This window comes from Enterobacter cloacae complex sp. OE43NF (assembly GCF_023544405.1).
GTDB classification, from domain to species: domain Bacteria; phylum Pseudomonadota; class Gammaproteobacteria; order Enterobacterales; family Enterobacteriaceae; genus Enterobacter; species Enterobacter cloacae.
The window spans coordinates 31,594-57,116 of record NZ_JAMJFW010000007.1; the positions used below are offsets into that span (position 1 = coordinate 31,594).

At 59.2% G+C, this 25,523-nt stretch carries 26 protein-coding genes; 14 read left to right on the plus strand and 12 right to left on the minus strand.

The annotated features are described in order from the left end of the window. Nucleotide 1 precedes the first annotated feature (1 nt). Genes M8370_RS05035 through hypA form a run of 3 tightly spaced genes read right to left on the minus strand, consistent with a single transcriptional unit; the run spans nt 2 to nt 1,482 of the window. Complete coding sequence (locus tag M8370_RS05035; RefSeq protein ID WP_020689280.1) at nt 2–274, minus strand: HypC/HybG/HupF family hydrogenase formation chaperone; 273 nt, start codon at nt 272–274, stop codon at nt 2–4. After that, the gene (gene hypB / locus M8370_RS05040) at nt 265–1,128 is read right to left on the minus strand and encodes a hydrogenase nickel incorporation protein HypB (protein ID WP_058678798.1); all 864 of its coding nucleotides are present in this window, start codon (nt 1,126–1,128) and stop codon (nt 265–267) included. Before hypB ends, M8370_RS05035 begins: the two co-directional genes overlap by 10 nt. A 3-nt stretch (nt 1,129–1,131) precedes the next feature. Beyond that, the gene (hypA, locus tag M8370_RS05045) at nt 1,132–1,482 is read right to left on the minus strand and encodes a hydrogenase maturation nickel metallochaperone HypA (protein ID WP_014833056.1); all 351 of its coding nucleotides are present in this window, start codon (nt 1,480–1,482) and stop codon (nt 1,132–1,134) included. A gap of 210 nt (nt 1,483–1,692) precedes the next feature. On the opposite strand from hypA, the gene hycA reads away from it, so the two are divergent. The 9 genes from hycA to hycI all read left to right on the plus strand — a co-directional run bounded on the left by hycA (nt 1,693) and on the right by hycI (nt 9,489). Beyond that, the gene (gene hycA / locus M8370_RS05050; RefSeq protein ID WP_013098469.1) at nt 1,693–2,157 is read left to right on the plus strand and encodes a formate hydrogenlyase regulator HycA; all 465 of its coding nucleotides are present in this window, start codon (nt 1,693–1,695) and stop codon (nt 2,155–2,157) included. A gap of 70 nt (nt 2,158–2,227) precedes the next feature. Further along, entirely contained in the window at nt 2,228–2,836 is a 609-nt protein-coding gene (locus M8370_RS05055) for a 4Fe-4S dicluster domain-containing protein (RefSeq protein WP_013098468.1), read from the plus strand. After that, a complete protein-coding gene (gene hycC / locus M8370_RS05060) occupies nt 2,833–4,647 on the plus strand; it encodes a formate hydrogenlyase subunit 3 (protein WP_250020588.1) in 1,815 nt (604 codons plus the stop codon). Before M8370_RS05055 ends, hycC begins: the two co-directional genes overlap by 4 nt. Before the next feature lies 1 nt (nt 4,648). Beyond that, entirely contained in the window at nt 4,649–5,572 is a 924-nt protein-coding gene (locus M8370_RS05065) for a respiratory chain complex I subunit 1 family protein (RefSeq protein ID WP_062730074.1), read from the plus strand. 15 nt (nt 5,573–5,587) lie between these two features. Continuing rightward, nucleotides 5,588–7,297, plus strand: coding sequence for a formate hydrogenlyase subunit HycE (gene hycE, locus M8370_RS05070; protein ID WP_250020589.1), 1,710 nt, complete (start codon nt 5,588–5,590; stop codon nt 7,295–7,297). A gap of 9 nt (nt 7,298–7,306) precedes the next feature. Then, the gene (locus M8370_RS05075; RefSeq protein WP_023620172.1) at nt 7,307–7,849 is read left to right on the plus strand and encodes a formate hydrogenlyase complex iron-sulfur subunit; all 543 of its coding nucleotides are present in this window, start codon (nt 7,307–7,309) and stop codon (nt 7,847–7,849) included. After that, nucleotides 7,849–8,616, plus strand: coding sequence for an NADH-quinone oxidoreductase subunit B family protein (locus tag M8370_RS05080; RefSeq protein ID WP_014833050.1), 768 nt, complete (start codon nt 7,849–7,851; stop codon nt 8,614–8,616). The genes M8370_RS05075 and M8370_RS05080 overlap by 1 nt, the downstream gene beginning before the upstream one ends. Then, nucleotides 8,613–9,023: a formate hydrogenlyase maturation HycH family protein gene (locus tag M8370_RS05085; RefSeq protein WP_014833049.1), complete on the plus strand. Its 411-nt coding sequence runs from the start codon at nt 8,613–8,615 to the stop codon at nt 9,021–9,023. The genes M8370_RS05080 and M8370_RS05085 overlap by 4 nt, the downstream gene beginning before the upstream one ends. Beyond that, nucleotides 9,016–9,489, plus strand: coding sequence for a hydrogenase maturation peptidase HycI (hycI, locus tag M8370_RS05090; RefSeq protein ID WP_250020591.1), 474 nt, complete (start codon nt 9,016–9,018; stop codon nt 9,487–9,489). The genes M8370_RS05085 and hycI overlap by 8 nt, the downstream gene beginning before the upstream one ends. 49 nt (nt 9,490–9,538) lie before the next feature. Here hycI and M8370_RS05095 read toward each other — a convergent pair whose 3' ends face one another. Continuing rightward, nucleotides 9,539–10,963: a 6-phospho-beta-glucosidase gene (locus tag M8370_RS05095; protein WP_040023788.1), complete on the minus strand. Its 1,425-nt coding sequence runs from the start codon at nt 10,961–10,963 to the stop codon at nt 9,539–9,541. An 18-nt stretch (nt 10,964–10,981) separates the two neighbouring features. Then, nucleotides 10,982–12,433 (minus strand): PTS cellobiose/arbutin/salicin transporter subunit IIBC, encoded by a 1,452-nt coding sequence (ascF, locus tag M8370_RS05100; protein ID WP_250020593.1) that lies wholly within the window; start codon nt 12,431–12,433, stop codon nt 10,982–10,984. A 215-nt stretch (nt 12,434–12,648) separates the two neighbouring features. Here ascF and M8370_RS05105 point away from each other — a divergent pair, with 215 nt between their 5' ends. The 4 genes from M8370_RS05105 to M8370_RS05120 all read left to right on the plus strand — a co-directional run bounded on the left by M8370_RS05105 (nt 12,649) and on the right by M8370_RS05120 (nt 17,589). Then, entirely contained in the window at nt 12,649–13,662 is a 1,014-nt protein-coding gene (locus M8370_RS05105) for a LacI family DNA-binding transcriptional regulator (protein WP_250020595.1), read from the plus strand. Between the two features lie 134 nt (nt 13,663–13,796). Beyond that, entirely contained in the window at nt 13,797–14,342 is a 546-nt protein-coding gene (gene hydN / locus M8370_RS05110) for an electron transport protein HydN (protein WP_014833044.1), read from the plus strand. Nucleotides 14,343–14,348: 6 nt separating this feature from the next. Beyond that, complete coding sequence (hypF, locus tag M8370_RS05115) at nt 14,349–16,565, plus strand: carbamoyltransferase HypF (protein ID WP_250020597.1); 2,217 nt, start codon at nt 14,349–14,351, stop codon at nt 16,563–16,565. A gap of 1 nt (nt 16,566) precedes the next feature. Continuing rightward, a complete protein-coding gene (locus M8370_RS05120; RefSeq protein WP_139936987.1) occupies nt 16,567–17,589 on the plus strand; it encodes a HoxN/HupN/NixA family nickel/cobalt transporter in 1,023 nt (340 codons plus the stop codon). Nucleotides 17,590–17,874: 285 nt separating this feature from the next. Here the strand turns inward: M8370_RS05120 and norW are convergent, their stop codons facing one another. Next, on the minus strand, nt 17,875–19,008 hold the full coding sequence (gene norW, locus M8370_RS05125) for an NADH:flavorubredoxin reductase NorW (RefSeq protein ID WP_029883945.1): 1,134 nt from the start codon (nt 19,006–19,008) through the stop codon (nt 17,875–17,877). Further along, nucleotides 19,005–20,447, minus strand: coding sequence for an anaerobic nitric oxide reductase flavorubredoxin (gene norV / locus M8370_RS05130; RefSeq protein ID WP_250020598.1), 1,443 nt, complete (start codon nt 20,445–20,447; stop codon nt 19,005–19,007). Before norV ends, norW begins: the two co-directional genes overlap by 4 nt. Before the next feature lie 185 nt (nt 20,448–20,632). Here norV and norR point away from each other — a divergent pair, with 185 nt between their 5' ends. Then, a complete protein-coding gene (norR, locus tag M8370_RS05135; RefSeq protein WP_150058256.1) occupies nt 20,633–22,147 on the plus strand; it encodes a nitric oxide reductase transcriptional regulator NorR in 1,515 nt (504 codons plus the stop codon). Here the strand turns inward: norR and gutQ are convergent. The 5 genes from gutQ to srlB all read right to left on the minus strand — a co-directional run bounded on the left by gutQ (nt 22,144) and on the right by srlB (nt 25,516). Beyond that, entirely contained in the window at nt 22,144–23,109 is a 966-nt protein-coding gene (gutQ, locus tag M8370_RS05140; RefSeq protein WP_250020599.1) for an arabinose-5-phosphate isomerase GutQ, read from the minus strand. The genes norR and gutQ overlap by 4 nt on opposite strands. Further along, complete coding sequence (gene srlR, locus M8370_RS05145; protein ID WP_013098449.1) at nt 23,102–23,875, minus strand: glucitol operon DNA-binding transcriptional repressor SrlR; 774 nt, start codon at nt 23,873–23,875, stop codon at nt 23,102–23,104. The genes gutQ and srlR overlap by 8 nt, the downstream gene beginning before the upstream one ends. 63 nt (nt 23,876–23,938) lie before the next feature. Beyond that, nucleotides 23,939–24,298, minus strand: coding sequence for a transcriptional regulator GutM (gutM, locus tag M8370_RS05150; RefSeq protein ID WP_250020601.1), 360 nt, complete (start codon nt 24,296–24,298; stop codon nt 23,939–23,941). Nucleotides 24,299–24,359: 61 nt separating this feature from the next. Then, entirely contained in the window at nt 24,360–25,139 is a 780-nt protein-coding gene (gene srlD / locus M8370_RS05155; protein ID WP_013098447.1) for a sorbitol-6-phosphate dehydrogenase, read from the minus strand. 14 nt (nt 25,140–25,153) lie between these two features. After that, nucleotides 25,154–25,516, minus strand: coding sequence for a PTS glucitol/sorbitol transporter subunit IIA (srlB, locus tag M8370_RS05160; protein ID WP_013098446.1), 363 nt, complete (start codon nt 25,514–25,516; stop codon nt 25,154–25,156). Nucleotides 25,517–25,523: the final 7 nt, after the last annotated feature.

Here is a 25,523-nt window from a genome sequence, read left to right on the forward strand (position 1 = left end):
ATTACCGTTCCTCGCCGTACAGCAGCGCGCCGACGTCCGGCTCCACATCGAACATGTTCTGCAGGGCATCCAGCGTGTCGCGCGCTTCCGCTTCATTAATCACGCTCATGGCAAACCCCACGTGTACCAGCACCCACTGACCAAGGCGCGAGACGCCCGTCTCATCGGTGCTGCCCACCAGCGTTAAATCGACGTCACGCAATATGCCGCAGACCTCCACTTTGGCCTGGTTTCCGTCAATGGAATGGATTTGTCCGGGGACGCCTATGCACATCGTTCACTCTCCAGCCAGTTTAGCCAGTGCGCCATGCCGTCGCCGCGCGTGGCGGAGACCAGCAGGATCGCAATGTCCGGGTTCACTTCACGGGCATAAGCCAGGCATTTATCCACGTCGAAATTCAGGTACGGCAGCAGGTCGACTTTGTTCAGCAGCATCAGCGACGCGGCGGCAAACATATGCGGATATTTGAGCGGCTTGTCTTCTCCTTCGGTCACCGAGAGGACCGCCACTTTATGCCGCTCCCCGAGATCGAAGCTGGCCGGGCAGACCAGATTGCCGACGTTTTCGATAAATAGAATGCCGTTATCCGCCAGCGGCAGACGCGGTGTGGCATCGGCAATCATTTGCGCATCCAGATGGCAGCCTTTACCGGTATTGACCTGTATCGCCGGGGTGCCGGTTTCACGAATACGGGCGGCATCGTTGACCGTTTGCTGATCGCCTTCGATCACCGCGCAGGAGACGCGTTCGTTCAGGCGTTTGAGCGTTTCTGTCAGCAGCGTGGTTTTGCCGGAGCCGGGGCTGGAGACGAGGTTGAGCACCAGCTGTTGACGTGCGGCAAACCGGGCGCGGTTGCGGGCGGCGATCTGGTTGTTTTTATCGAGTACGTTGATTTCTACGTTCAGCATCTGGCGCTGGCTCATGCCCGGCGCATGGGTACCCGCCTCGCCGTGGCCGTAATGAAGATCGCCCATATCGGAGCGTTGAGGCGCAAAGCGAATGCCGGTGAGTGCCGCTGCCGGACGCGGTGCGGGGGTAAAAGGGGCGGAGCGAAACGCGGAGTGAGGACGGTGTTCATCCCCTTCGATATACAGGTTGCCTTCGGCGCAACCGCAGGTACTACACATACTTTACTCCTTCTCGATTTCAAGGCGTTGGATCTGCATCCCGTCATCCGCCACGATGCGAAGGCCGGTGTGCTGACACTGTGGGCAGCGCTGGACCTTCGACGACAGCAGGGTGACGTACTGCTGACACTGCTCGCACCAGCACTCCGCCTGTTGCTCTTCAATATGAAGCTCGCAGCCTTCCGCCAGCGTGCCGCGGCACACCAGCTCAAAACAGAAGGTGAGGGCGCTGGTTTCGACGCAGGAAAAGGCCCCGACCTTCAGCCAGACGCCGGTCACGCGCGTCGCGTGGTTTTGCGCTGCCTGCTGTTCGATGAGTTCCAGTGCCCGCTGGCAGAGGGTGATTTCGTGCATGACGCCTCCTTAATGAATTGCCCCGTTAATGCAATAACAATGCCAGCCTGGTTTTGGTTAGGGGGTGACGATGTCAACGCTGTCGAAATGACACGTCGACACCCTCTTGTTGACAGCCTGTTTTGAATTAAATCCATTAAATATCAATGCATTAAAAACTGGCATGGAATCTGCTTAACAGCCGCTATCTCCATTAACCGGATACCTTCTATGACTATTTGGGAAATTAGCGAAAAAGCGGATTACATCGCGCAGCGTCACCAGCAGTTACAGGACCAGTGGCACCTTTACTGCAACTCACTGGTCCAGGGGATCACCCTCTCCAAAGCCCGTCTTCACCACGCCATGAGCTGTGCGGCGCAGGGGGATATGCGCTTTGTTTTGTTCGGCCATTTCACGATTTACGTCACCCTGGCCGACACCTTCAACAGCCACACCATTGAGTACTACGTCGAGACAAAAGAGGGTGAAAAACAGTGTATTGCGAAGGCGCAACTGATGGCCGACGGCATGGTTGACGGTCACGTCAGCAACCGCGATCGCCAGCAGGTGCTGGAGCACTATCTGGAAAAAATCGCGCCGGTTTATAACGGTCTGTACACCGCCGTAGAACACGATCTCCCGGTCAATCTGAAACAGCTGATGGATGAACACGCCTCAGCGGACGTGGCCTGATCATCACGTGTCGAGAAGTGTCGACATGACAGTTTTTCGTCGAAAATGACTATCACCAGAGGATGACCCGGTGAACCGTTTTGTAATTGCTGACTCGACGGTCTGTATTGGCTGTCGAACCTGTGAGGCGGCCTGTTCGGAAACGCACCGCCTGCACGGGCTCCAGTCCATGCCGCGCCTGCGCGTCATGCGTAATGAAAAAGAGTCTGCCCCGCAGCTCTGCCACCACTGTGAAGATGCGCCGTGCGCAGGTGTCTGCCCGGTGAATGCCATCACCCGCGTTGACGGCGCGGTACAGCTGAACGAAAGCCTGTGCGTGAGCTGCAAGCTGTGCGGCATAGCCTGCCCGTTCGGTGCGATTGAATTTTCCGGCAGCCGTCCGCTGCATATTCCGGCGAATGCCAACACCCCAAAAGCGCCACCTGCTCCCCCGGCTCCGGCACGTGTCAGTACGCTGCTTGACTGGGTGCCCGGCGTGCGTGCGGTGGCGGTGAAGTGCGACCTGTGCAGCTTCGATGAGCAGGGCCCGGCCTGCGTGCGCACCTGCCCGACCAAAGCGCTGATTCTGGTCAACATTCGCGATATTGCCCGTACCAGCAAACGCAAGCGCGAGCTGACCATTAATACCGACGTCGGCGATCTTTCTCTGCTTCAGGCGCTTAACGAGGGGGCGAAATGAACGCGATATTCATGATTAACAGCGCCGTGGCGTACTTTGCCGCCGCTGCTGTGCTGGCGTGGCTCCTGTCATTCCATAAAACCCTGAGCGGCTGGATCGCCGGTATCGGCGGGGCGGTGGGCAGCCTGATGACGCTGGCAGCAGGTACGGCAGTGTTACTCAGCGGCCAGACCGCCGAAGCAATGATTCCGATCGTCCGTCATACCGTTCAGCTCACGCCGCTGAACGCCATCTGGCTGGTGACTTTTGGCCTGTGCGGGGTGTTTATCAGCCTGTTCAATATTGACTGGCACCGCCATCAGCACACCCGCGCGAATGGTCTGCTGGTTAACCTGCTGATGGCGTCGGCGGTCTGCACCGTCATTGCCAGCAACCTCGGCGCGCTGGTAGTGATGGCGGAGATCATGGCGCTCTGCGGTGTATTCCTGACGGGATGTAGCGCCTCCGGCAAGCTGTGGTTTGCGCTCGGTCGCCTCGGCACGCTGCTGCTGGCGCTGGCCTGCTGGCTGGTGTGGCAACGTTTCGGCACGCTCGACTTCGCAGCGCTTAACGGTCAGCCGCTGGGAAACGACGTCTGGCTGTTGGGCGTGGTGGGCTTTGGCCTGCTGGCCGGGGTCATCCCTCTGCACGGCTGGGTGCCGCAGGCGCACGCGAATGCCTCTGCACCCGCCGCCGCGCTGTTTTCCACCGTGGTGATGAAAGTCGGTCTGTTCGGCGTTCTGACGATCACCCTGACCGGCGGCCAGCCGCCGCTGTGGTGGGGTGTCGCGCTGCTTATCGCAGGTATGATTACCGCCTTTGTCGGCGGGCTGTATGCGCTGATGGAGCACAACATTCAGCGTCTGCTGGCGTACCACACCCTGGAAAATATCGGCATTATCCTGCTCGGCATCGGCGCAGGCGTGACCGGCCTGGCACTTAATCAACCGGCGCTGATTGCCGCCGGGTTTATCGGGGGGCTGTATCACCTCGTTAACCACAGCCTGTTTAAAAGCACCCTGTTCCTGGGCGCGGGCAGCGTCTGGTTCCGTACCGGTCATCGGGATATCGAAAAACTCGGCGGCATCGGCAAAAAGATGCCGGTGATTTCTCTCGCCATGCTGGTCGGGCTGATGGCGATGGCCGCGTTGCCGCCGCTGAACGGCTTTGCGGGCGAGTGGGTGATCTACCAGTCCTTCTTCGCGCTCGGTCAGAGCGATGCCTTTATCGCCCGGCTGCTCGGCCCGCTGCTGGCGGTTGGGCTGGCGATAACCGGGGCGCTGGCGGTGATGTGTATGGCAAAAGTCTACGGCGTCACCTTCCTCGGCGCACCGCGCACGCGGGAAGCGGAAAACGCCTGCTGCGCCCCGGTACTGATGTGTGCCAGCGTGGTCGCGCTGGCGCTGTGCTGCATCGCGGGCGGGGTCGCCGCCCCATGGCTGCTGCCGCTGCTGGATAACGCCATTCCACTGCCGCTGACCCTTGCGCATACCACCGTCTCCCAGCCGATGATGGCGCTGTTGCTGATTGCTGCACCGCTGCTGCCGTTTGTGCTGATGCTGTTCTTCAGGCGCGACCGACTCCCCTCCCGCTCGCGCGGGGCGGCCTGGGCCTGCGGCTACGAACACGAACAATCGATGGTCATCACCGCCCACGGTTTTGCCATGCCGGTGAAAGAGAACTTCGCTGCCGTGCTGAAGCTGCGCCACTGGCTGAACCCGGTGGGCTGGATGCCGGGCTGGCAGAGCGCCGCCGTACCTGCGCTGTTCCGCCGTCTGGCGCTGATCGAACTGGCGGTGCTGGTGGTCATTGTGATTTCACGAGGAGCCTGACATGAGTCTGTTACTGGCAATACTTCAGGCGCTGGTGCTGTTCGCCGTTGCGCCACTGCTGTCGGGCATCACGCGCGTGGCGCGCGCCCGGATGCACAACCGTCGCGGGCCTGGCGTGCTCCAGGAGTACCGCGATCTCTTCAAGCTGCTCTCCCGCCAGAGCGTGGCGCCGGATGCCGCAGGCTGGGTCTTCCGCCTGACGCCGTTCGTGATGGTCGGCGTGATGCTGACCATCGCCACCGCGCTGCCGGTGGTGACGGTGGGCTCGCCGCTGCCTGCACTTGGGGATCTGATTACGCTGATTTACCTCTTCGCCATTGCCCGCTTCTTCTTTGCTATTGCGGGCCTGGATACCGGCAGCCCGTTTACCGGTATCGGCGCCAGCCGCGAGGCGATGCTGGGCGTGCTGGTCGAACCGATCCTGCTGCTGGGGCTATGGGTGGCCGCGCAGGTCGCGGGTTCCACCCATATCAGCTTTATCACCCACACCGTTTACCACTGGCCGGTGTCACGTACCCTCCCGCTAGTGCTGGCCCTTTGCGCCTGCGCGTTCGCCACCTTTATTGAGATGGGCAAATTGCCGTTTGACCTCGCAGAAGCCGAGCAGGAGCTGCAGGAAGGACCGCTCACCGAATACAGCGGCTACGGCTTTGCGGTGCTTAAGTGGGGCATCAGCCTCAAGCAGCTGGTGGTATTGCAGATGTTCCTCGGCGTCTTTTTCCCGTGGGGGCAGATGACGCATTTCTCCGCTGGGGGGCTGGTATTGGCCGTGGTGGTTGCCGCGCTCAAATTGCTGGTCGGCGTGCTGGTGATTGCCCTGTTTGAAAACAGCATGGCACGTCTGCGCTTTGTCGCGACCTCGCGCATCACCTGGGCCGGTTTTGGTTTTGCATTTTTAGCGTTCGTCTCCTTGCTGGTGGCGTGATTAAAGAGAGTATTTATGTCTGAAGAAAAGAAAGGTCAGCAGTATCTCGCCGCGTTGCATCAGGCTTTTCCGGGTGTTGTGCTGGATGAAGGATGGCAGACCAAAGACCAGGTAACCGTCACCATTAAGGTGAACTATCTGCCGGAAGTGGTGGAGTTTCTTTACTACCAGCAGGGCGGTTGGCTGTCGGTGCTGTTCGGCAATGACGAGCGTCAGCTGTGCGGCAATTACGCGGTGTACTACGTGATGTCGATGGAGAAGGGCGATAAGTGCTGGCTTACCGTACGCGTGGAAGTCGACCCGAACAAGCCGGAGTACCCGTCCGTCACACCGCGCGTGCCTGCCGCCGTCTGGGGCGAGCGCGAAGTGCGTGACATGTATGGCCTGGTGCCGGTGGGGCTGCCGGATGAACGCCGCCTGGTGCTGCCGGACGACTGGCCGGACGAACTGTATCCGCTGCGCAAGGACAGCATGGATTACCGCCAGCGTCCGGCCCCGACCACCGACAGCGAAACCTACGAGTTCATTAACGAACTCGGCAACAAAAAGAACAATGTGGTGCCGATTGGCCCGCTGCACGTCACCTCTGATGAACCAGGCCACTTCCGCCTGTTTGTTGATGGCGAAAACATTATCGACGCCGACTACCGCCTGTTCTACGTCCATCGCGGAATGGAGAAGCTGGCGGAAACCCGGATGGGCTATAACGAGGTGACATTCCTCTCGGACCGCGTGTGCGGCATCTGCGGCTTCGCCCACAGCACCGCCTATACCACCTCGGTGGAGAACGGCATGGGGATCGTGGTGCCGGAGCGCGCGCAGATGATCCGCGCCATTTTGCTGGAAGTGGAACGTCTGCACTCGCACCTGCTGAATCTCGGTCTGGCCTGTCACTTTGTCGGTTTCGACTCCGGGTTTATGCAGTTCTTCCGCGTGCGCGAGGCGTCGATGAAGATGGCGGAGATCCTCACCGGGGCGCGTAAAACCTACGGTCTGAACCTGATCGGTGGGATCCGCCGTGACCTGCTTAAAAACGACATGATCCAGACCCGACAGCTGGCACAGCAGATGCGTCGCGACGTGCAGGAGCTGGTGGATATGCTGCTCAGCACGCCCAACATCGAGCAGCGTACCGTGGGGATCGGCCGTCTTGATCCGGAGATCGCCCGCGACTTCAGCAACGTTGGCCCGATGGTGCGCGCCAGCGGCCACGCCCGCGACACCCGCGCCGATCACCCGTTTGTTGGTTACGGCCTGCTGCCAATGACCATACACAGCGAACAGGGCTGCGACGTCATCTCCCGCCTGAAGGTGCGTATCAACGAGGTCTTCACCGCGCTGAATATGATCGACTTTGGGCTCGATAACCTGCCGGGCGGTCCGCTGATGGTGGAGGGCTTCACCTACATCCCGAACCGCTTTGCCCTCGGCTTTGCCGAAGCGCCGCGCGGGGACGACATCCACTGGAGCATGACCGGCGATAACCAGAAGCTTTATCGCTGGCGCTGCCGTGCGGCCACCTACGCCAACTGGCCAACCCTGCGCTATATGCTGCGCGGCAACACGGTCTCCGACGCGCCGCTGATCATCGGCAGCCTCGACCCGTGCTACTCCTGCACCGACCGCATGACCGTGGTGGACGTGCGCAAGAAGAAAAGCCAGGTGGTGCCGTACAAAGAGCTTGAGCGCTACAGCATCGAGCGTAAGAACTCGCCGCTGAAATAAGGACTCGTCATGTTTACCTTTATCAAAAAAGTGATCAAAACTGGCACGCCCACCAGCCGCTACCCGCTGGAGCCGATGCCGGTGGATAAAAACTTTCGCGGCAAGCCGGAACACAACCCGCAGCAGTGCATCGGCTGTGCGGCCTGCGTCAACGCCTGTCCGTCGAATGCCCTGACGGTGGAAACGGATCTGAAAACCGGCCAACTGGCCTGGCAGTTTAACCTCGGTCGCTGCATCTTCTGCGGCCGCTGCGAAGAGGTTTGCCCGACGGTCGCCATTCGTCTGTCTCAGGAGTACGAGCTGGCGGTGTGGAAGAAAGAGGACTTTTTGCAGCAGTCGCGTTTTGCCCTGTGTAACTGCCGCGTCTGCAAACGTCCGTTCGCCGTGCAAAAAGAGATCGACTATGCCATCGCGCTGCTTAAGCACAACGGCGACGCCCGCGCGGAGCATCATCGCGAAAGCTTTGAAACCTGCCCGGAATGCAAACGGCAGAAATGCCTGCTGCCGTCCGACCGCATCGATATCACCCGTCATATGAGAGAGGCCAGCTGATGGAAAACTTACTCGGTCCGCGCGACGAGCGGGGCATTCCGGTGCCAATGACGGTGGAGGAGTCCATCGCCAGCATGAAGGCGTCGCTGTTGAAAAAAATCAAACGCTCGGCCTACGTTTACCGCGTGGACTGCGGCGGCTGCAACGGCTGCGAGATTGAGATCTTCGCCACGCTGTCACCGCTGTTTGACGCCGAACGCTTCGGCATCAAAGTGGTGCCGTCTCCGCGTCATGCCGACATTCTGCTGTTCACCGGGGCCGTCACCCGCGCCATGCGATCGCCCGCGCTGCGCGCCTGGCAGTCTGCGCCCGATCCGAAAATCTGTATCTCCTATGGGGCGTGCGGTAACAGCGGCGGCATCTTCCATGACCTCTACTGCGTGTGGGGCGGCACCGACAAAATCGTGCCGGTGGACGTCTACATTCCGGGCTGTCCGCCGACGCCTGCCGCCACGCTGTATGGCTTTGCCATGGCGCTCGGCCTGCTGGAGCAGAAAATCCATGCCCGTGAACCGGGTGAACCCGACAATCAGCCTGCGATGATCCTGCACCCGGACATGGTGCAGCCGCTGCGGGTGAAGGTCGATCGCACGGCGCGCAGGCTGGCGGGTTATCGCTATGGCCGTCAGATTGCCGACGATTACCTGCGCCTGCTGAGCCAGGGCGAGCACCAGGTGGCGCGCTGGCTGGAGGCGGAAAACGATCCGCGTCTCAATGAGATTGTGGCGAACCTGAACAGCATTGTGGATGAGGCGCGTATCCGATGAGTGAGACGGTGGTGTTCAGTCAGCTGAGCCGTAAATTTATTGATGAGAACGATGCCACGCCGGACGCGGCGCAGCAGGTGGTCTATTACAGCCTGGCGATTGGGCATCACCTCGGGGTGATCGACTGCCTGGAGGCGGCACTGAGCTGCCCGTGGTCCGACTATCTGGCGTGGATCGCCACGCTGGAAGAGGGCAGTACGGCGCGGCGCAAAATGGAAGGGGTACCGAAGTACGGTGAAATCGTTATCGACGCCAACCATATTGCGATGCTGGCGAACGCGTTTGACGCGGCGCTGAAACGGCAAACCCCCGAACAGCAGGCGTGGAGCAAAACGCTGCTCAGCATGCTGCATGATATTCATCAGGAAAGTGCCATCTACCTGATGGTGAGGAGATTACGTGACTGACGTTTTACTGTGTGTCGGCAACAGCATGATGGGCGACGACGGCGCAGGCCCGCTGCTGGCAGAGATGTGTGCCGCGAATCCGCAGGGCAACTGGGTGGTGATTGACGGCGGCAGCGCGCCGGAAAACGACGTGGTGGCCATCCGCGAGCTGCACCCTGATCGGCTGTTGATTGTCGATGCTACGGATATGGGGCTGAACCCGGGGGACATCCGCCTGATCGACCCGGACGACATTGCCGACATGTTCATGATGACCACGCATAATATGCCGCTTAACTATCTGGTGGATCAGATCAAAGAGGACGTTGGCGAGGTGCTGTTTTTAGGCATTCAGCCGGACATTGTCGGGTTTTATTACCCGATGACGCCGCCGGTGAAAGAGGCGGTGGAAGTGGTTTATTCAAGGCTAGCCGGGTGGGTTGGAAATGGTGGATTTGAACCCCTCACCCTAACCCTCTCCCCATAGGGGACAAAACACACCCTCTCCCCTATGGGGAGAGGGCCGGGGTGAGGGGTTACTCCAGATCCCCTCCGTTACTCGCAATCACCTTCTTATACCACCAGAACGATTTCTTGCGTTTGCGCTCCAGCGTGCCGTTTCCGGCATCGTCGCGGTCAACGTAGACAAACCCGTAGCGCTTGCTCATTTCGCCCGTTGAGGCCGCCACCAGGTCAATGCAGCCCCAGGTGGTATAGCCCATCAGCGGCACACCGTCCTCAATGGCATCGCCCATCGCGCGGATATGCTCGCGCAGATAGCTGATGCGGTAGTCATCGTTAATTTCGCCGTTTTCATCAATGACATCTTTTGCGCCGAGGCCGTTTTCCACCAGGAACAGCGGTTTCTGATAACGGTCGTACATCATGTTCATGGTGATGCGCAGGCCGAGCGGATCGATGCCCCAGCCCCATTCGCTCACCTGAATATGCGGGTTGCGCAGGGATTTGACGATGTTCGCCGCATTGGTATTGTTCGCGTTCATATCGGCCGACGCGCAGCGCGAGGCGTAATAGCTGAACGACACAAAATCGACGGTGTTTTTCAGCATTTCGTCGTCGCCCGGATCTTTCACAATCACCACCCCTTTTTCGCGGAACACGCGGGCGGAGTAGGCCGGATAGCTGCCGCGCGCCTGCACGTCGATAAAGAACAGGTTCTCGCGATCTTTCTCCAGCGCCATCCATACGTCTTCCGGCTTGCAGGAGTAAGGGTAGAAATTCCCGCCCGCCAGCATGCAGCCGACCTGGTTTTCCGGGTTTACCTCGTGGGCGATTTTGGTCGCCAGCGCGCTTGCGACCAGCTCGTGGTGCGCGGCCTGGTATTTCACCTGATCTTCGTTTTCACCTTCTTCGAACACCAGCCCCGCGCCGGAGAACGGGCTGTGCAGCATGATGTTGATCTCGTTGAAGGTGAGCCAGTATTTCACCAGACCGTTAAATTCTTCGAAACAGGTGCGGGCGTAGCGGGCAAAGAAATCGACCATCTTGCGGTTGCGCCAGGAGCCGTACTCCGTCACCAGATGCATCGGCACGTCGAAGTGGCACAGGGTGACCAGCGGCTCAATGTTGTACTTTTTGCACTCTTCAAACACCGCGCGATAGAAGGCAATGCCCTCTTTGTTCGGCAGCGGTTCGTCGCCGTTCGGGTAGAGGCGGCTCCAGGCAATCGAGGTGCGGAACACCGTAAAGCCCATCTCCGCCATCAGGGCGATGTCCTCTTTGTAGCGATGGTAAAAATCGATCGCCTCGTGGCTTGGGTAAAACTCGTCGTCACGCAGCGAAAAACGCTTTTCCTTACCAAGCTTCACCGCCAGGCGGTTTGCGCCGTGAGGGATCATGTCGACCGTGGTCAGCCCTTTGCCGCCTTCACGGTAAGCGCCTTCGCTCTGGTTGGCGGCAAGCGCGCCGCCCCATAAAAATCCTTGTGGAAAAACAGACATTTCTACCTCGTTATACGGTTAAACTTGTGCGGTTTTGGCCTGCACCGGCGCACTCTGCAGGGCGCGGGCTTTTTCAGCCTCGTCTTCGACCGGGATATCTTCAAAGCCTAATATCAGGGTCAGCACGAAGGAGAGCACGACCGCCAGCGCCATGACGCCGAATACCCAGACAATGGTCATCGGGTTGGCCGGATCGAAGAACTGCACGCTGGTAAACAGCCCCGGCGCCGCCATCGAGTGGCTGGCAAGCCCCGCAATACCGGCCACCGCGCCACAGATAAAGCCGCTAATCAGGCTGGCAATCAGCGGGCGTTTCAGGCGAACCGCCACGCCGTACAGCGCCGGTTCAGAGATGCCCGCCATGATGGCGGAAGCCGCCGCGGCCAGCGCCGTCTGGCGCAGCTCCGGGTTTTTTGTTTTCCATGCCACCGCCAGGGATGAACCGCCGAGCGACAGGTTGGCACCGATTTCCGACGGCATCACCATTCCCTCTTTACCTGTTTCGGCAATGGTCTGAATGATAGTCGGGGTAAAGACGCGGTGCATTCCGGTCATGACCAGCAGCGGCCAGAGCGCGCCCATGATCGCCACGGAGAGCCAGCCCAGATAGCCGTGGATGGTGTAGACCAGCGCGGAGATGGCGCTGCCGATCCAGATCCCCAGCGGCCCAATCAGCACGATGGCGAGCGGGGCGGCAATCAGCACGATCAGCATCGGCTTGAGGAAGTTTTTCGTCACCGCAGGCGTAATGCGATCCACCCAGCGTTCGATATACGACAGGCACCAGGTCATCACCAGCGCCGGGATCACGGTGTAGGTGTATTTCACCGCCGTCACCGGGATAAACGCGAATTCGACGTGCTCACCCTGCGCGGCTTTCGCCATCAGCTCGATAAAGCTCGGGTGCACCAGCACGCCTGCAATGGCGATCGCCAGCGACATGTTGGTTTTGAATTTCACCGCGGCAGATGCTGCCACCATCAGCGGCAGGAAGAAGAACGCCCAGTCGCCGATGACGGTCAAAATGGTGAGCGTCGGCGCGCCTTTCTCCAGCACGCCGGTCATCTCAAGGATCATCGCCAGCAGCTTGACCATCGAGCCGCCGATGATCGCCGGGATCAGCGGCGACATGGTGCCAATCAGCGCGTCGAGGATCCCGGCACCGATGCGGCGCAGGGTCAATTTCTGTGGGCCTTCCGGTACGGCAGGCTGCAGGTCGGTTGGCAGCAGGCTCACCACCTCACGGTAAGCCTGAGAAACGGTATTGCCGATAATCACCTGGCACTGGTTGTCGTTACGTACCACGCCCAGTACGCCGCTGATATTTTTCAGGCGTGCGGTATCGGTAGCGGTTTCGTCTTTCAGGACGAAACGCAGTCGCGTCATGCAATGGGTGACGGCGACGATGTTGTCTTTGCCGCCAAGCGCGCTGACAACGTCTTGCGCCAGCGCGGCATAATTTTTGGCCATCGGATGTGATCCTGTTGTCGTTGTGAGAGTATGTAGGAAACCGGTTCCACACAATCATCATGAGTTTCTTTGAATGAAACAAGATCGCATTTTGACCATTTTTTCATTTCGTGATGGCGATCACCAGACGGTTCAAAAAGCGTGAGCGCGTCGTTGCGACAATTGTTTTGCAGTGCAGTACACTGCGTGCCATCAGTATGAAAGGGAATAACAACATGACCACGATGCTTGAAGTGGCGAAGCGGGCAGGCGTTTCGAAAGCGACGGTTTCCCGGGTGCTGTCGGGGAATGGCTATGTCAGCCAGGAGACCAAAGACCGGGTGTTTCAGGCCATCGAAGAGAGCGGCTATCGCCCCAATTTGCTGGCGCGCAACCTGGCGACCAAACGCACCCAGACGCTGGGACTGGTGGTGACCAACACCCTGTATCACGGCGTCTATTTTAGTGAGTTGCTGTTTCACGCCGCCCGCATGACGGAAGAGAAGGGGCGGCAGCTGATCCTGGCGGACGGCAAGCACAGCGCCGATGAAGAGCGCGAAGCCATCCAGTACCTGCTTGATATGCGCTGTGACGCGGTCATTATCTATCCGCGTTTTCTGAGCGTGGAAGAGATGGACGAGATCGTCGAGAAATACGAGCAGCCGATCATGGTACTGAACCGTCGCCTGCGTAAAAACAGCAGCCACAGCGTCTGGTCAGATCATAAAGCCTCCTGTCAGGAAGCGGTGTCACAGCTGATTGAGAAAGGGCACCGTGACATTGCGTTTATCACCGGCTCGCTGGATTCGCCCACGGGCGTGGAGCGTCTTTCTGGCTACAAAGATGCCCTGGCGCAACACCAGATCCCGCTGCGTCCGACGCTGATCGCCCACGGCAAATGGAACCCGGCCAGCGGCGCGGCGGCCGTGTCTGAGCTGCTCTCGCGCGGCGAAACCTTTACCGCGCTGGTGGCGAGTAACGACGATATGGCGATTGGCGCCATGAAACAGCTTCACGACAGCGGCGTCGCCACGCCTGATGCGGTGTCGGTGGTAGGCTTCGACGATGTGGCGATTGCGCCCTACATCGTGCCCTCGCTCTCCAGCGTACGTATTCCGGTCACGGAGATGATTAAAGAGACCATCAGCCGCCTGATTTTTATGCTCGACGGCGGCGAGTTTAAGTATCAGCAAACCTTCTCGGGTGAGCTTATCCTGCGCGACTCTGTCATCGGCGGCCCGCACCGCTGATGTCGACAGCTGTCATCGTCAGAAGTGACGATGACAGCCCCGGCGTCATTTTCTAAATCACTATAAATCAACGAGTTAAAAACTGGCACGGTTTATGAATATCTCCGCGCATGACTGTAATGCTGGAGAAGCAGATGAACCGTTTTATTATGGCTGATGCCAGTAAATGCATTGGCTGCCGTACCTGTGAAGTGGCGTGCGTGGTGTCTCATCAGGCGGAGCAGGATTGCGCTTCGCTTACGCCAGAGACCTTTTTGCCGCGGATCCACGTCATCAAAGGCGTGAATATTTCCACTGCCGCTATCTGCCGTCAGTGCGAAGACGCGCCGTGCGCCAACGTCTGCCCTAACGGGGCAATCAAACGTGAAAAAGGCTTTGTGCATGTGATGCAGGCGCGCTGTATCGGCTGTAAAACCTGCGTGGTCGCCTGCCCGTATGGCGCGATGGAGGTGGTGGTTCGTCCGGTGGTCCGCAACAGCGGCATGGGGCTGAATGTGCGGGCGGAAAAAGCCGAAGCCAACAAATGCGATCTTTGCTATCACCGTGACGCCGGTCCGGCCTGTATGGAGGCCTGCCCGACACACGCACTGGTTTGCGTGGATCGCGATAAGCTCGAGCAGATGAGCGCCGAGAAGCGCCGTCGCGCAGCGTTCGATACCACCTCATCTCTGCTGTTCTGATCCGTCATGGGCGGTAACGGCGTACAGTTGCGGGTGCGTGGCAAGGTGCAGGGCGTGGGCTTTCGGCCCTTCGTCTGGCAACTGGCTCAGGCGCTGCAGTTGACCGGCGATGTCTGCAACGACGGAGAGGGCGTGCTGGTGCGCCTCGCGGGTAATGGGGGGCATTTCACCGCGAGGCTGCGCCAGGACTGCCCGCCGCTGGCGCGCATCGAAAGTATCGACACGCAGCCGTTCCACTGGTCAACGCTGCCGGAGACATTCACCATTCGCCACAGCGCGGGCGGAGCAATGGACACCCAGATTGTACCGGATGCCGCCACCTGTCCCGCGTGCCTTGCGGAGATGAACGATCCGCACGAGCGCCGCTATCGTTACCCGTTTATTAACTGCACCCACTGCGGCCCGCGTTTTACCATTATCCGCGCCATGCCGTATGACCGCCCGGCCACGGCCATGGCGCCATTCCCGCTCTGCTCGCCGTGCGAAACGGAATACCGCAACCCTGCGGACCGACGTTTTCACGCCCAGCCCGTGGCTTGCCCGGACTGCGGCCCTGAGCTTGAGTGGCGTGCGGCCGATCGGGTTGTCACCCGCGAGCTGGCGCTGAACGCGGCGGTGCAGATGCTGAAAAACGGTGGCATCGTGGCTATCAAAGGGCTGGGCGGATTTCATCTGGCCTGCGACGCGCTTAACCCGCAGGCGGTGGCAATGCTGCGGGCACGTAAGCAGCGTCCGGGGAAACCGCTGGCGGTGATGATCCCGAACGCCGACGGCCTTCCGCAGCCGGTGCAAACACGGCTGCGCTCGCCTGCCGCGCCCATCGTGCTGATCCCTAAAGCCTGGCTGCCGGCCTTCCCGGACGACATCGCGCCGGGCCTGGATAGCCTCGGTGTGATGCTCCCGGCCAATCCGCTGCAGCATTTGCTGATGCAGGAGACGCAACGCCCGCTGGTGATGACCTCCGGCAACCTCAGCGGCAGACCGCCTGCCATCAGTAATCCCCAGGCACTGGAACAGCTCGCAGAGATTGCTGACGGTTTTCTGCTCCATAACCGCGACATCCTGCAGCGGATGGACGATTCCGTACTGGATCAGGACGGGGCCATGCTGCGTCGGGCGCGTGGATTCGTGCCGGATGCCATCACGTTACCCGCCGGTTTTAGCCCTGTTCCCTCTATTCTGGCGACCGGTGCCGACATGAAGAATACCTTCTGTCTGGTGCGCGGTAACCAGGCGGTGCTGAGCCAGCATTTTGGCGATCTCAGTGACGACGGTGTCGAGGCCCAGTGGCGGTCGGCACTGTCGTTGATGCAGCAGATCTACGCCTTTCAGCCAGAGCGGCTGGTGTGCGATGCCCATCCTGGCTATCACGCCCGGCACTGGGCACAGGAGCAGGCGCTGCCGGTCGATACCGTACTGCATCATCACGCGCATGCCGCGGCCTGCCTTGCCGAAAACGGCTGGCCGCTCGACGGTGGCGACGCCATCGCCCTGACGCTGGACGGGATCGGCATGGGCGAGCACGGCGCGCTGTGGGGCGGGGAGTGTCTGCGGGTGAACTACCTTGAGTGCGAGCATCTGGGCGGCCTGCCCGCCGTGGCGATGCCGGGCGGCGATCTCGCGGCCATGCAGCCCTGGCGAAATCTGCTGGCACACTGCCTGGCGTTTGTTCCTGACTGGCAACGCTACCCGGAAACCCGTGCCGTACGTTCGCAAAACTGGCCGCTTTTAGCGACCGCCGTTCAGCGCGGCCTTAACGCGCCGCTGGCGTCGTCCTGCGGGCGGTTGTTTGATGCGGTGGCCTGTGCTCTGGGTATTGAAACACAACGCTATGAAGGCGAAGCCGCCTGCAGGCTGGAGGCGCTGGCCGCGCAGTGCCCGGGTGTTGAGCACCCGGTGACGCTTCAGGTTGAAAACCTTGCGCTCTTCTGGCGGCAGTGGCTGGCCTGGCAGGCGCAACCCTGTGAGCGCGCGTGGGCCTTTCACGACGCGCTGGCAAAAGGGCTGGCGGCGTTAGCCCGACACCATGCCCGACGCCTGTCGCTCTCTACCGTCTGTTTCAGCGGCGGCGTGTTGCATAACCGCCTGCTGCGGGCGCGTCTGCGGGTACACCTCTCTGATTTCACGCTTCTTTTTTCCCATCATCTGCCTGCGGGTGACGGGGCTATCTCCTTCGGGCAGGCGGTAGTTGCCGCAGCCCGGTCATGTTCAAAAAGGATGTAAAATGTTACGACGCTTACGCAATGAACCTCGCGCCGCGCTCCTGCTGCTGGCGCTGGTAATGGCTAATCTTCTGGCGTGGGGCTGGGCGTGGAACGCCTTTAGCAGCAGTTCTGCGTTAATGGCCGCAAGCTTGCTTGCCTGGTGCTATGGGTTGCGTCACGCGGTGGATGCTGACCACATCGCGGCCATTGATACCGTGACACGCAAGATGATGCAGCAGGGCAAGCGCCCCTCAGGCGTCGGGGCGTGGTTCTCACTGGGGCACTCCACCATTGTGGTGCTGGCCTCCATCGCCATAGCCGCGACGGCGACCGCGTTTCAGAAAAATATGGCCTGGTTTCATGAAACCGGCAGCCTGATTGGCACGGCCGTCTCCGCGACGTTCCTGCTGGCGATGGCGTTAGTCAATATGGTGATTTTACGCGGTGTCTGGCGCAATTTTCAGGCGCTGAAAAACGGGCAGACGGTGCAGGGAGACATCTCCCTCCCGGCGCAGGGCGGAATAATGAACTGGCTGTTTGGCGCGACTTTCCGCCTGGTCAACAAAAGCTGGCAGATGTATCTGGTCGGTTTTCTGTTCGGGCTTGGTTTTGATACCGCCACTGAAATCGGCGTGCTCGGGATCTCTGCCGCCAGCGCCTCAAACGGTATGTCGGTGTGGTCAATCATGATCTTCCCGGCGCTTTTCGCCAGCGGCATGGCGCTGGTGGATACCCTCGACAACCTGCTGATGGTGGGGGCTTACGGTTGGGCATTTAACAAGCCGCAGCGCAAGCTCTACTACAACATGACCATTACCGGTACCTCTGTGGTGGTGGCGGTGTTTATCGGCGGGCTGGAAGCGCTGGGGCTGCTGATGGAAAAATTTGCCCTCAGCGGCGGCATTTGGGATCGCATTGGTGCCGTCAACGATAACCTCGGCAACGCCGGTTTTGTGGTGGTTGGGCTGTTTGTCGCCTGCTGGCTGATCTCCATGATCAACTACCGCTGGCGCGGCTACGACGCGCTGGTCATACATTCCTGAGCGCTGCGCTAAAACCATTGTGTTTGAGGGGTAAAATCGCCATGATGTCGTTCCGGTAAAGCGAAGCAGGGTGCGTTTTGCTGGAAAAATGGAATGCATATATTGCTGTTTATGAAGGTTTTCACTCTTTTATATTCAGTAAAATGATAAGTTAAGGACAGATGGCGATGATTTACCTCTTTTGTATTTATATTGCTAATAAATTACGTAAAAAAAAGCCCCGGGACATCGGGGCTGCGGATAATAGAATCCCAGGGTTAAGTAAGCGTGGTAAAAGGTTAAGGGTTAAGCGGGCAGCGATTTCAGTAGCGCGAAAGCCTCCTTCATCCGATCTTCGCTAACCACAAAAGCGCGGAGCTGGCCATCGGCGTCAGAGCCGCGCGCGACCATTCCCTGAGCTTCCACAGCGATCTGCCAGTTCAGATCCTGGCGCTGGGTTTCACCTGCCAGATGCAGCGGCAACGCTGGCGTTTTCACCTTCACCAGCATGGCCGGTAATTTCAGCGGCGCGCTGTTGCCGAGCAGGTTTTTTGCCAGATACATGGCGCTAAGCTGGATCGGCTGCAGGAAAGGCAGTACCTGGCCGTTGATTTCCGCGCAGTCCCCCAGGGCGTAAATGTCGGGCTGCGTGGTTTGCAGGTAGCTATTCACCTTCACGCCACGGCCTGTTTCAGCGCCTGCGCGGTGCGCCAGCGCCGTTTCCGGGCGCAACCCCGTCGCGGCAACCACCACATCGACTTCCAGGCTGCGATTGCGGTCAAGCGTCGCGCGAATGCCGCCTTCGGTTTCGCTCAGATGTTGCAGTTGCGATTTCAACAGCAGATGCACACCCATGTCGGTCAGACGGTGCTGTAAGCGACTGCTTACTTCTGCAGGCATCAAGGCCGACAGAATGCTTGCTGCGTGGTCGACCAGGGTGACGGCTTTACCCGCCCGACAAAAATCCATCGCCAGCTCGGTGCCAATCAAACCGCCGCCAACAATCATTACCCGTTTTGCATCACGAAGCTTCGTTTCGCTGGCCCGATACTCCTGCTGGCTGTTGAGCGTCATCATCAGCTCGCGGCCGGTAACCGGCGGCACGAACGCAGAGGCCCCCGTCGCCAGCACCAGCTTGTCGTACTGCCAGGTTTTATCTTTCGCTTTTACCACGTGGGCATCGGCGTCAATATCGGTGACCCAGGTGTACGGAAACAGACGCAGGTTGAACTGCTCCGCGAACTCCCCCGCCGTCTGGCGGGTGAGATCGTCGGCGCGCTGGTTCAGGCTAATCACATGGCTTAAATCGGGCTTGTTGTACTCGTCCATGCTGTCGGCCGCGATCATCGTCAGCGGCACGTTAGCGTCCTGTTTGCGGATATTTTTCACCAGCTGGCGGGCGGCAAAGCCCGAGCCGATGATGACGATACCGTTGCTCATTTTGCCTCCGTTGCCAGTTCGTCAAAGACGTCTTTTCCGAGGGAACATTCCGGGCAGAGGAAGTTGTCCGGTACCTCACTCCACGGCGTACCTGGAGCCACGTCCTGCAACGGCTCGCCCAGTTCCGGGTCGTAGATCCACTGGCAGACGCTGCACTGCATGCGTGGACCGAGATCGGCGCTGGCTGCCCCGGCACAGGTTTGCGGCTGTTCGGCGGGGAGTGCTGCGGCCTCAGGAAGCGGTGCAAGCGCCCACTGACGAGCAATATCGCGGCCGTGCTGACGACAGACTTCCAGCGCGTCAAGATCCGGGCGCCATTTGGCCTTCAGGCTCATGGACATCTCAAAACCGGCATCCTGCAGGCGGGTGGAGAGACGATCTACCGCGCCGCCGCTCCAGCCGTGGGAGCCAAAGGCGCTGGCACGTTTGTTACGGAAGCGCAGGCCGGTCATCTCTTCCACCAGGCCAGCAATTTTCGGCATCATCACGTTGTTCATGGTGGAGGTGCCCACCAGCACGCCCTTAGAGCGGAAGACGTTGGTGAGGATCTCGTTTTTATCGCTGCGCGCCACGTTGAAGATTTTCACCGCCACGTTTGGGTCCACCTCGTTGATGCCCTGGGCGATGGCGTCTGCCATCATGCGGGTGTTGTTGGACATGGTGTCGTAGAAAATCGTGATGCGGTCTTCCTCATAATCCGCCGCCCATTTCAGGTACAGCTCAACGATCTGGGTTGGGTTTTCACGCCATACCACGCCGTGGGAGGTGGCAATCATATCCACCGGCAGGTTGAAGCTGAGGATCTCGGTGATTTTGGGCGTCACCAGACGGCTGAACGGGGTCAGGATGTTGGCGTAGTAGCGCTGGCACTGTTCAAACAGCTCGGTCTGATCCACTTCATCGTTAAACAGGCGCTCGTCGCAGTAGTGCTGACCAAAGGCGTCGTTGCTGAACAGCACCGCATCGCCGGTCAGGTAGGTCATCATGCTGTCCGGCCAGTGCAGCATCGGGGTTTCTACGAAGATCAGCTGTTTACCGTTACCGATATCCAGCGTGTCGCCGGTTTTCACGGTGTGGAAGTTCCACTCCGGATGGTGATGGTGACCGTTGATGGAGTCGATGGCGTTGGTGGTGCAGTAGATCGGGGTATCCGGAATGTGGGACATCAACTCGGTCAACGCCCCGGCGTGATCCTCTTCCGCGTGGTTGATGATGATGTAGTCGATGTCGTTCAGATCGATTTCACTGCGCAGGTTCTGCACGAACTCGCGGCTGAATTTATGATCGACGGTATCGATCAGCACGTTTTTACCTTCACGAATGAGATAGCTGTTATAGCTGCTGCCGCGCAGCGTTTTATATTCCGTTCCGTGAAAATCACGCACTTCCCAGTCACGTTGACCAACCCAATGAATGTTATTTTTAACCAGAATAGACATAGCAACCTCAAATAATACGGCGTGTTGAAAAAGTTGTTTTGTCTATATCAACTTGCGTGCCAACTTTTATTTTATTGATTTTTATGAATTAATTTTTTATCCCCCCCCGAATGGGTAGTCATTATGACTATCGTTAAAGATGTCAATATGACACTATGTATTGTCAAAATGACAGCGAGGCAGACATGAGCTTTTCCGTAGACGTGCTGGCGAAAATCGCCATTGAACTGCAAACCGGCATCGGGCATCAGGATCGTTTTCAGCGGCTGATCTCCACGCTGCGCCACGTGCTGGACTGCGATGCTTCGGCGCTGCTGCGCTACGAGGGACGGCAGTTTATTCCGCTGGCCATCGACGGGCTGGCGCAGGACGTGCTCGGGCGACGCTTTACGCTGGAAGGCCACCCGCGGCTGGAAACCATCGCCCGGGCGGGTGACGTGGTGCGTTTTCCGGCAGACAGCGATCTGCCCGACCCGTACGACGGCCTTATACCCGGACAGGAGAGCCTGAAGGTGCACGCCTGTATCGGCCTGCCGCTGTTTGCCGGACAAAACCTGATTGGGGCGTTGACCCTCGACGGCATGTCGCCGGACCAGTTCGATACCTTCAGCGACGAGGAGCTGCGCCTGATTGCGGCCCTGGCGGCCGGGGCGCTGAACAATGCTCTGCTGATTGAACAGCTGGAGAGCCAGAATATTCTTCCCGGCAGCCCGGCGGCGTTTGAACAGGTCGCGCATACGGAGATGATTGGCCTCTCGCCAGGCATGGTACAACTCAAAAAAGAGATTGAGATCGTCGCGGCATCCGATTTGAACGTGCTGATCTTCGGTGAGACCGGCACCGGTAAAGAGCTGGTGGCGAAATCCATTCACGAAGCTTCACCGCGTGCGGCCAACCCGCTGGTCTACCTTAACTGCGCCGCACTGCCGGAAAGCGTGGCGGAAAGCGAGCTGTTTGGTCACGTCAAAGGGGCATTTACCGGGGCTATCAGCAACCGCAGCGGCAAGTTTGAAATGGCCGATAACGGCACGCTGTTCCTCGATGAAATAGGCGAGCTTTCGCTGTCGCTGCAGGCCAAGCTGCTGCGCGTATTACAGTACGGTGATATTCAGCGCGTGGGAGACGACCGCAGCTTACGGGTCAACGTGCGCGTGCTGGCGGCAACCAACCGCGACCTGCGCGAAGCGGTGCTGAACGGCAATTTCCGCGCCGATCTGTTCCATCGTCTGAGTGTTTTTCCGCTTACCGTGCCGCCGCTGCGCGAGCGTGGGGACGATGTGGTGCTGCTGGCGGGTTTTTTCTGCGAACAGTGTCGGCTCAAAATGGGCTTGTCGCGCGTGGTATTAAGCCCGGGGGCGCGAGGCCATCTGCTGACCTACGGCTGGCCGGGTAACGTACGCGAGCTGGAGCACGCCATCCATCGCGCGGTGGTGCTGGCGCGGGCGACGCGCTCGGGGGATGACATCGTGATTCATGCGCGCCATTTTGCCCTGCATGATGAAAATATACCGTCCGTGAAGCCCGCTGCGCCTGAAAGCGTGAACGAGAATCTGCGTGAAGCGACGGAAGAATTTCAGCGTCAGATGATTACCCGCGCGCTGGAACAGAACAACCGCAGCTGGGCGGCGTGCGCGCGGGCGCTGGAAATGGACGTCGCCAACCTGCACCGGCTGGCGAAGCGTCTGGGACTGAAGGGTTAAATAATGCCTGCCTGGTAGAAATCCTGCAGGTTGATGGCGCCGCACAGGCGGCCAGCGTCATCCACCACCGGCGCGGCGGTGATTTTACGTTTCATCAGCACCTCTTTGGCTTCAATGGCGCGGCTGTTGGCATTCAGCGTTAACCCGCCAGAGGTCATCGCTTCTGAGACGCGTGCCTCCAGCTTGCCGCCGCCCACCAGCCAGCGGCGCAGGTCGCCGTCGGTAAAGACGCCTTTAACCTGCCGCGTATCGTCGCAGACGGCGACCAGTCCCAGCCCGGTGCGGCTCAGTTCCAGCATCGCGTCCATCACGCTGGTGTCGAGTTTGACCTGCGGGATGGCATCGCCGGTACGCATCAGATGGTGAACGTTATTCAGCAAGCGGGCGCCGAGTGCCCCGGCAGGGTGTGAACGGGCGAAATCTTCTTCATTGAAACCGCGAGCCTGCATGACCGCCATCGCCAGCGCGTCGCCCATCATCAGGGTGTTGACGGTGCTGGAGGTGGGGGCGAGGTGCATCGGGCAGGCTTCGCGCTCCACGGCAATATCCAGCACCGCTTTGGCCGCCAGCGCCAGCGGCGAGCGGGATTTACCGGTCATGGCCAGCAGGGCGATCGATTTTTCCTGCAGGCGCGGGATGATGAGATCCAGCTCTTTGGCCGAGCCGGAGTAAGAGATAAACAGCATCACGTCGCGGCTTTCGATCATCCCCAGATCGCCATGCAGGGCTTCAGCCGGGTGCACAAAGAACGCCGGTGTCCCGGTGCTCGCCAGCGTCGCGGCAATTTTCTTGCCGATGTGGCCGGACTTGCCGATCCCGGAGACAATCACTTTGCCTTCGCACTGGATGATGGTGTTGGCGGCGCGGACAAAATCGTCGCCCAGCCGTTCCGGCAGGCGGCTGGCCTCCTGTAGCTCCAGCATCAGGGTCTGACGGCCTGCGTTTAACAGAAAATCACTCATCTTTTTCTCCCGTTACGATCACATCGATGCCTTTCTCTTCCAGCGCTTTTTTGAACGCCGGATCGATCCCTGCGTCGGTAATCAGCGTATCGACGCTTTCAAGGCTGCAGACAATGTTGGGGCTTTTACGGCCAAACTTCGAGGAATCCGCCATCAAAATCACCTCCCGGGCGGCGTTGCACATGGCTTTACTGACGCTGAACACCTCGTTGAACGTGGTAACACCAGCGTTCAGGTCGATGCCGTCGGTGCCCATAAACAGTTTGTCAAAGCTGAAGTGTTCGAAGGCATTTTCCGCCAGCTGGCCGTGAAAGGACGCCGATTTTTTACGGAAGGTACCGCCGGGCATCAGAATGGTTTGTTCGCTGTCGAACTCTGCCAGGGCGTTGACGATGTGCAGACTGTTGGTCATCACCGTGATGTTGTTAAAGCGGTTGAGCAGCGGGATCATCTGCAGGACGGTGCTGCCCGCATCAAGAATAATGGAGTCACCATCATGGATAAATTTCACCGCGGCTTCGGCTATCAGCGCTTTCTGGTGGGTGTTGATCAGGGTTTTGTGATCGATAGGTGGGTCGGCTTCATCTTTGTTGAGCATCACCCCACCGTAGGTTCGAATGACCGCGCCTGCGTTTTCGAGCAATACCAGGTCCTTGCGTATCGTTGTGCCGGTGGTGTCAAAGTAGTGGGCCAGCTCTTCTACTGAGCATTTTCCCTGCTTTTGCAGATGCTCAAGAATGGCCGCCTGCCGCTGACGAGGTTTCATAGGCGCTTCGTTCCTTACGTTGCGAAATGATAATTTCGCAAGCTTATCGCGTTCACAACGAAATTATCCATGTTTCAATTTAAGCGCTAATGATAGTGCATTCTGACAGAGTGGATCGTGGGGGAAGATCACATCAGGCTGTAATGCCTGCAACGATATGCCGTTAATTGCCTGAATTTTCACCGGGCGGGCAAACACTGTCATCCCGCGCATGATGAGGGAGTCGCATACCCGATTCTGTTCATCCAGCGCAATTGCAACCACAACGCGCGGTTTAAAGCGCCCCCCGGAGCGCCCGACGCCCACGCGGCCCTTCTGGCACAGGGCGTCAAACGCGCGGTTAAACTGATGGATCTGCCAGCCGCCGAATGCCATCTGGCAGATCCAGGCGAGGGCGGCGACGGTGATGAGTGCGGTTACCATATCGGCTCCTTGTTATATTCCCTCTCCCGGTGGGAGAGGGTGAGGGCATCAGACTGCTCGATCAGAACATCACCTGCCCACCGGTGACGTTAATCGACTGGCCGGTGCAGTACGAGGCTTTCGGGCTTGCGTAAAACAGCAGCATGTTCAGCACGTCCTGATAGTCGCACCCGCGCTTCAGCGGCACTTTGTCGATGTAATACTGCTCCACTTCGTCTTCTTTGATGCCAAGCTTGGTGGCATATTGAGGTAGCAGCGACTGGAACATTGGCGACTTCAGCAGGTTGCCCAGCATCAGCGAGTGAACGGTAATCCCGTATTCGGCCAGATCCAGCGCCAGAGATTGGGTCAGCCCTACGCCGCCAAATTTCGCCGCGCTGTAGCCGGAGTTATGCTTGCTGCCCACTTTGCCCGATTTGGAGTTGATCTGAATGATGCGCCCCTGAATGCCGTCGCGGATCATCAGACGGGAAAATTCGCGGGCGCAGAGGAAGTAACCCACCAGATTCACCTGCAGCGAGCGGTCAAAGTCCCCCAGTTCGAAATCGCTGATAAACGCCGCTTTCGCGATCCCTGCGCTGTAGACCAGCAGGTCGGTACGGCCAAAAATCTCGTCTACCCCGCGAGCCAGCGCCATGACGCTCTGCTCGCTGGTGGCATCGGCACCAAACCCGTACGCCATCCCCTCACCAAACTCGGTGTTGATGGTATCCGCCACGCGGGCGGCTTTCTCACTCTGAATATCCACTACCGCCACGCGGTAACCTTCTGCGGCAAGCCCACGGCAGAGAAACTCTCCTAAGGTTTGTCCTCCACCAATGACAACGGCAACCTGACTCATAACGCTCTCCTTAATTACGCAACAAATTTTAATGTGCAGCCTGGGGTAACAGCCTGCGGAACCGGCCCCTCCACGTGAACCGTGCCGGGATACTCTGCCTGCGGCTGGCCATCGAACCGCAGGGTGATGTGGCCCAGCTCGCGCAGGTTTTGCTCGGCCACGTCGCCCACGGCGGTGACGGCATAGCGGGTGTCGCCCAGCTCCAGCTGGCTTCCTGCCTTTAACGCTCCGTGCAGCTCGCCGTGGCAGTGGATAAAACAAAACTCTTCGATATCTGCCGGTGCACCTTCACGGAAAGTGATCAGCATCTGGTCGCTGAGCGCATCGGCCGCGCTCTGGCCGATGCGGGTGATGGTGGTCTGATAAATCACGGTCATCGCAGGA

What these genes read in the sequence shown, in the direction of transcription:
- M8370_RS05035 (WP_020689280.1), bottom strand. Translation starts at nt 274, where the DNA reads ATGTGCATAGGCGTCCCCGGACAAATCCATTCCATTGACGGAAACCAG.
- hypB (WP_058678798.1), bottom strand. Translation starts at nt 1,128, where the DNA reads ATGTGTAGTACCTGCGGTTGCGCCGAAGGCAACCTGTATATCGAAGGG.
- hypA (WP_014833056.1), bottom strand. Translation starts at nt 1,482, where the DNA reads ATGCACGAAATCACCCTCTGCCAGCGGGCACTGGAACTCATCGAACAG.
- hycA (WP_013098469.1), top strand. Translation starts at nt 1,693, where the DNA reads ATGACTATTTGGGAAATTAGCGAAAAAGCGGATTACATCGCGCAGCGT.
- hycC (WP_250020588.1), top strand. Translation starts at nt 2,833, where the DNA reads ATGAACGCGATATTCATGATTAACAGCGCCGTGGCGTACTTTGCCGCC.
- M8370_RS05065 (WP_062730074.1), top strand. Translation starts at nt 4,649, where the DNA reads ATGAGTCTGTTACTGGCAATACTTCAGGCGCTGGTGCTGTTCGCCGTT.
- hycE (WP_250020589.1), top strand. Translation starts at nt 5,588, where the DNA reads ATGTCTGAAGAAAAGAAAGGTCAGCAGTATCTCGCCGCGTTGCATCAG.
- M8370_RS05075 (WP_023620172.1), top strand. Translation starts at nt 7,307, where the DNA reads ATGTTTACCTTTATCAAAAAAGTGATCAAAACTGGCACGCCCACCAGC.
- M8370_RS05080 (WP_014833050.1), top strand. Translation starts at nt 7,849, where the DNA reads ATGGAAAACTTACTCGGTCCGCGCGACGAGCGGGGCATTCCGGTGCCA.
- M8370_RS05085 (WP_014833049.1), top strand. Translation starts at nt 8,613, where the DNA reads ATGAGTGAGACGGTGGTGTTCAGTCAGCTGAGCCGTAAATTTATTGAT.
- M8370_RS05095 (WP_040023788.1), bottom strand. Translation starts at nt 10,963, where the DNA reads ATGTCTGTTTTTCCACAAGGATTTTTATGGGGCGGCGCGCTTGCCGCC.
- ascF (WP_250020593.1), bottom strand. Translation starts at nt 12,433, where the DNA reads ATGGCCAAAAATTATGCCGCGCTGGCGCAAGACGTTGTCAGCGCGCTT.
- M8370_RS05105 (WP_250020595.1), top strand. Translation starts at nt 12,649, where the DNA reads ATGACCACGATGCTTGAAGTGGCGAAGCGGGCAGGCGTTTCGAAAGCG.
- hydN (WP_014833044.1), top strand. Translation starts at nt 13,797, where the DNA reads ATGAACCGTTTTATTATGGCTGATGCCAGTAAATGCATTGGCTGCCGT.
- hypF (WP_250020597.1), top strand. Translation starts at nt 14,349, where the DNA reads ATGGGCGGTAACGGCGTACAGTTGCGGGTGCGTGGCAAGGTGCAGGGC.
- M8370_RS05120 (WP_139936987.1), top strand. Translation starts at nt 16,567, where the DNA reads ATGTTACGACGCTTACGCAATGAACCTCGCGCCGCGCTCCTGCTGCTG.
- norW (WP_029883945.1), bottom strand. Translation starts at nt 19,008, where the DNA reads ATGAGCAACGGTATCGTCATCATCGGCTCGGGCTTTGCCGCCCGCCAG.
- norV (WP_250020598.1), bottom strand. Translation starts at nt 20,447, where the DNA reads ATGTCTATTCTGGTTAAAAATAACATTCATTGGGTTGGTCAACGTGAC.
- norR (WP_150058256.1), top strand. Translation starts at nt 20,633, where the DNA reads ATGAGCTTTTCCGTAGACGTGCTGGCGAAAATCGCCATTGAACTGCAA.
- gutQ (WP_250020599.1), bottom strand. Translation starts at nt 23,109, where the DNA reads ATGAGTGATTTTCTGTTAAACGCAGGCCGTCAGACCCTGATGCTGGAG.
- srlR (WP_013098449.1), bottom strand. Translation starts at nt 23,875, where the DNA reads ATGAAACCTCGTCAGCGGCAGGCGGCCATTCTTGAGCATCTGCAAAAG.
- gutM (WP_250020601.1), bottom strand. Translation starts at nt 24,298, where the DNA reads ATGGTAACCGCACTCATCACCGTCGCCGCCCTCGCCTGGATCTGCCAG.
- srlD (WP_013098447.1), bottom strand. Translation starts at nt 25,139, where the DNA reads ATGAGTCAGGTTGCCGTTGTCATTGGTGGAGGACAAACCTTAGGAGAG.
- srlB (WP_013098446.1), bottom strand. Translation starts at nt 25,516, where the DNA reads ATGACCGTGATTTATCAGACCACCATCACCCGCATCGGCCAGAGCGCG.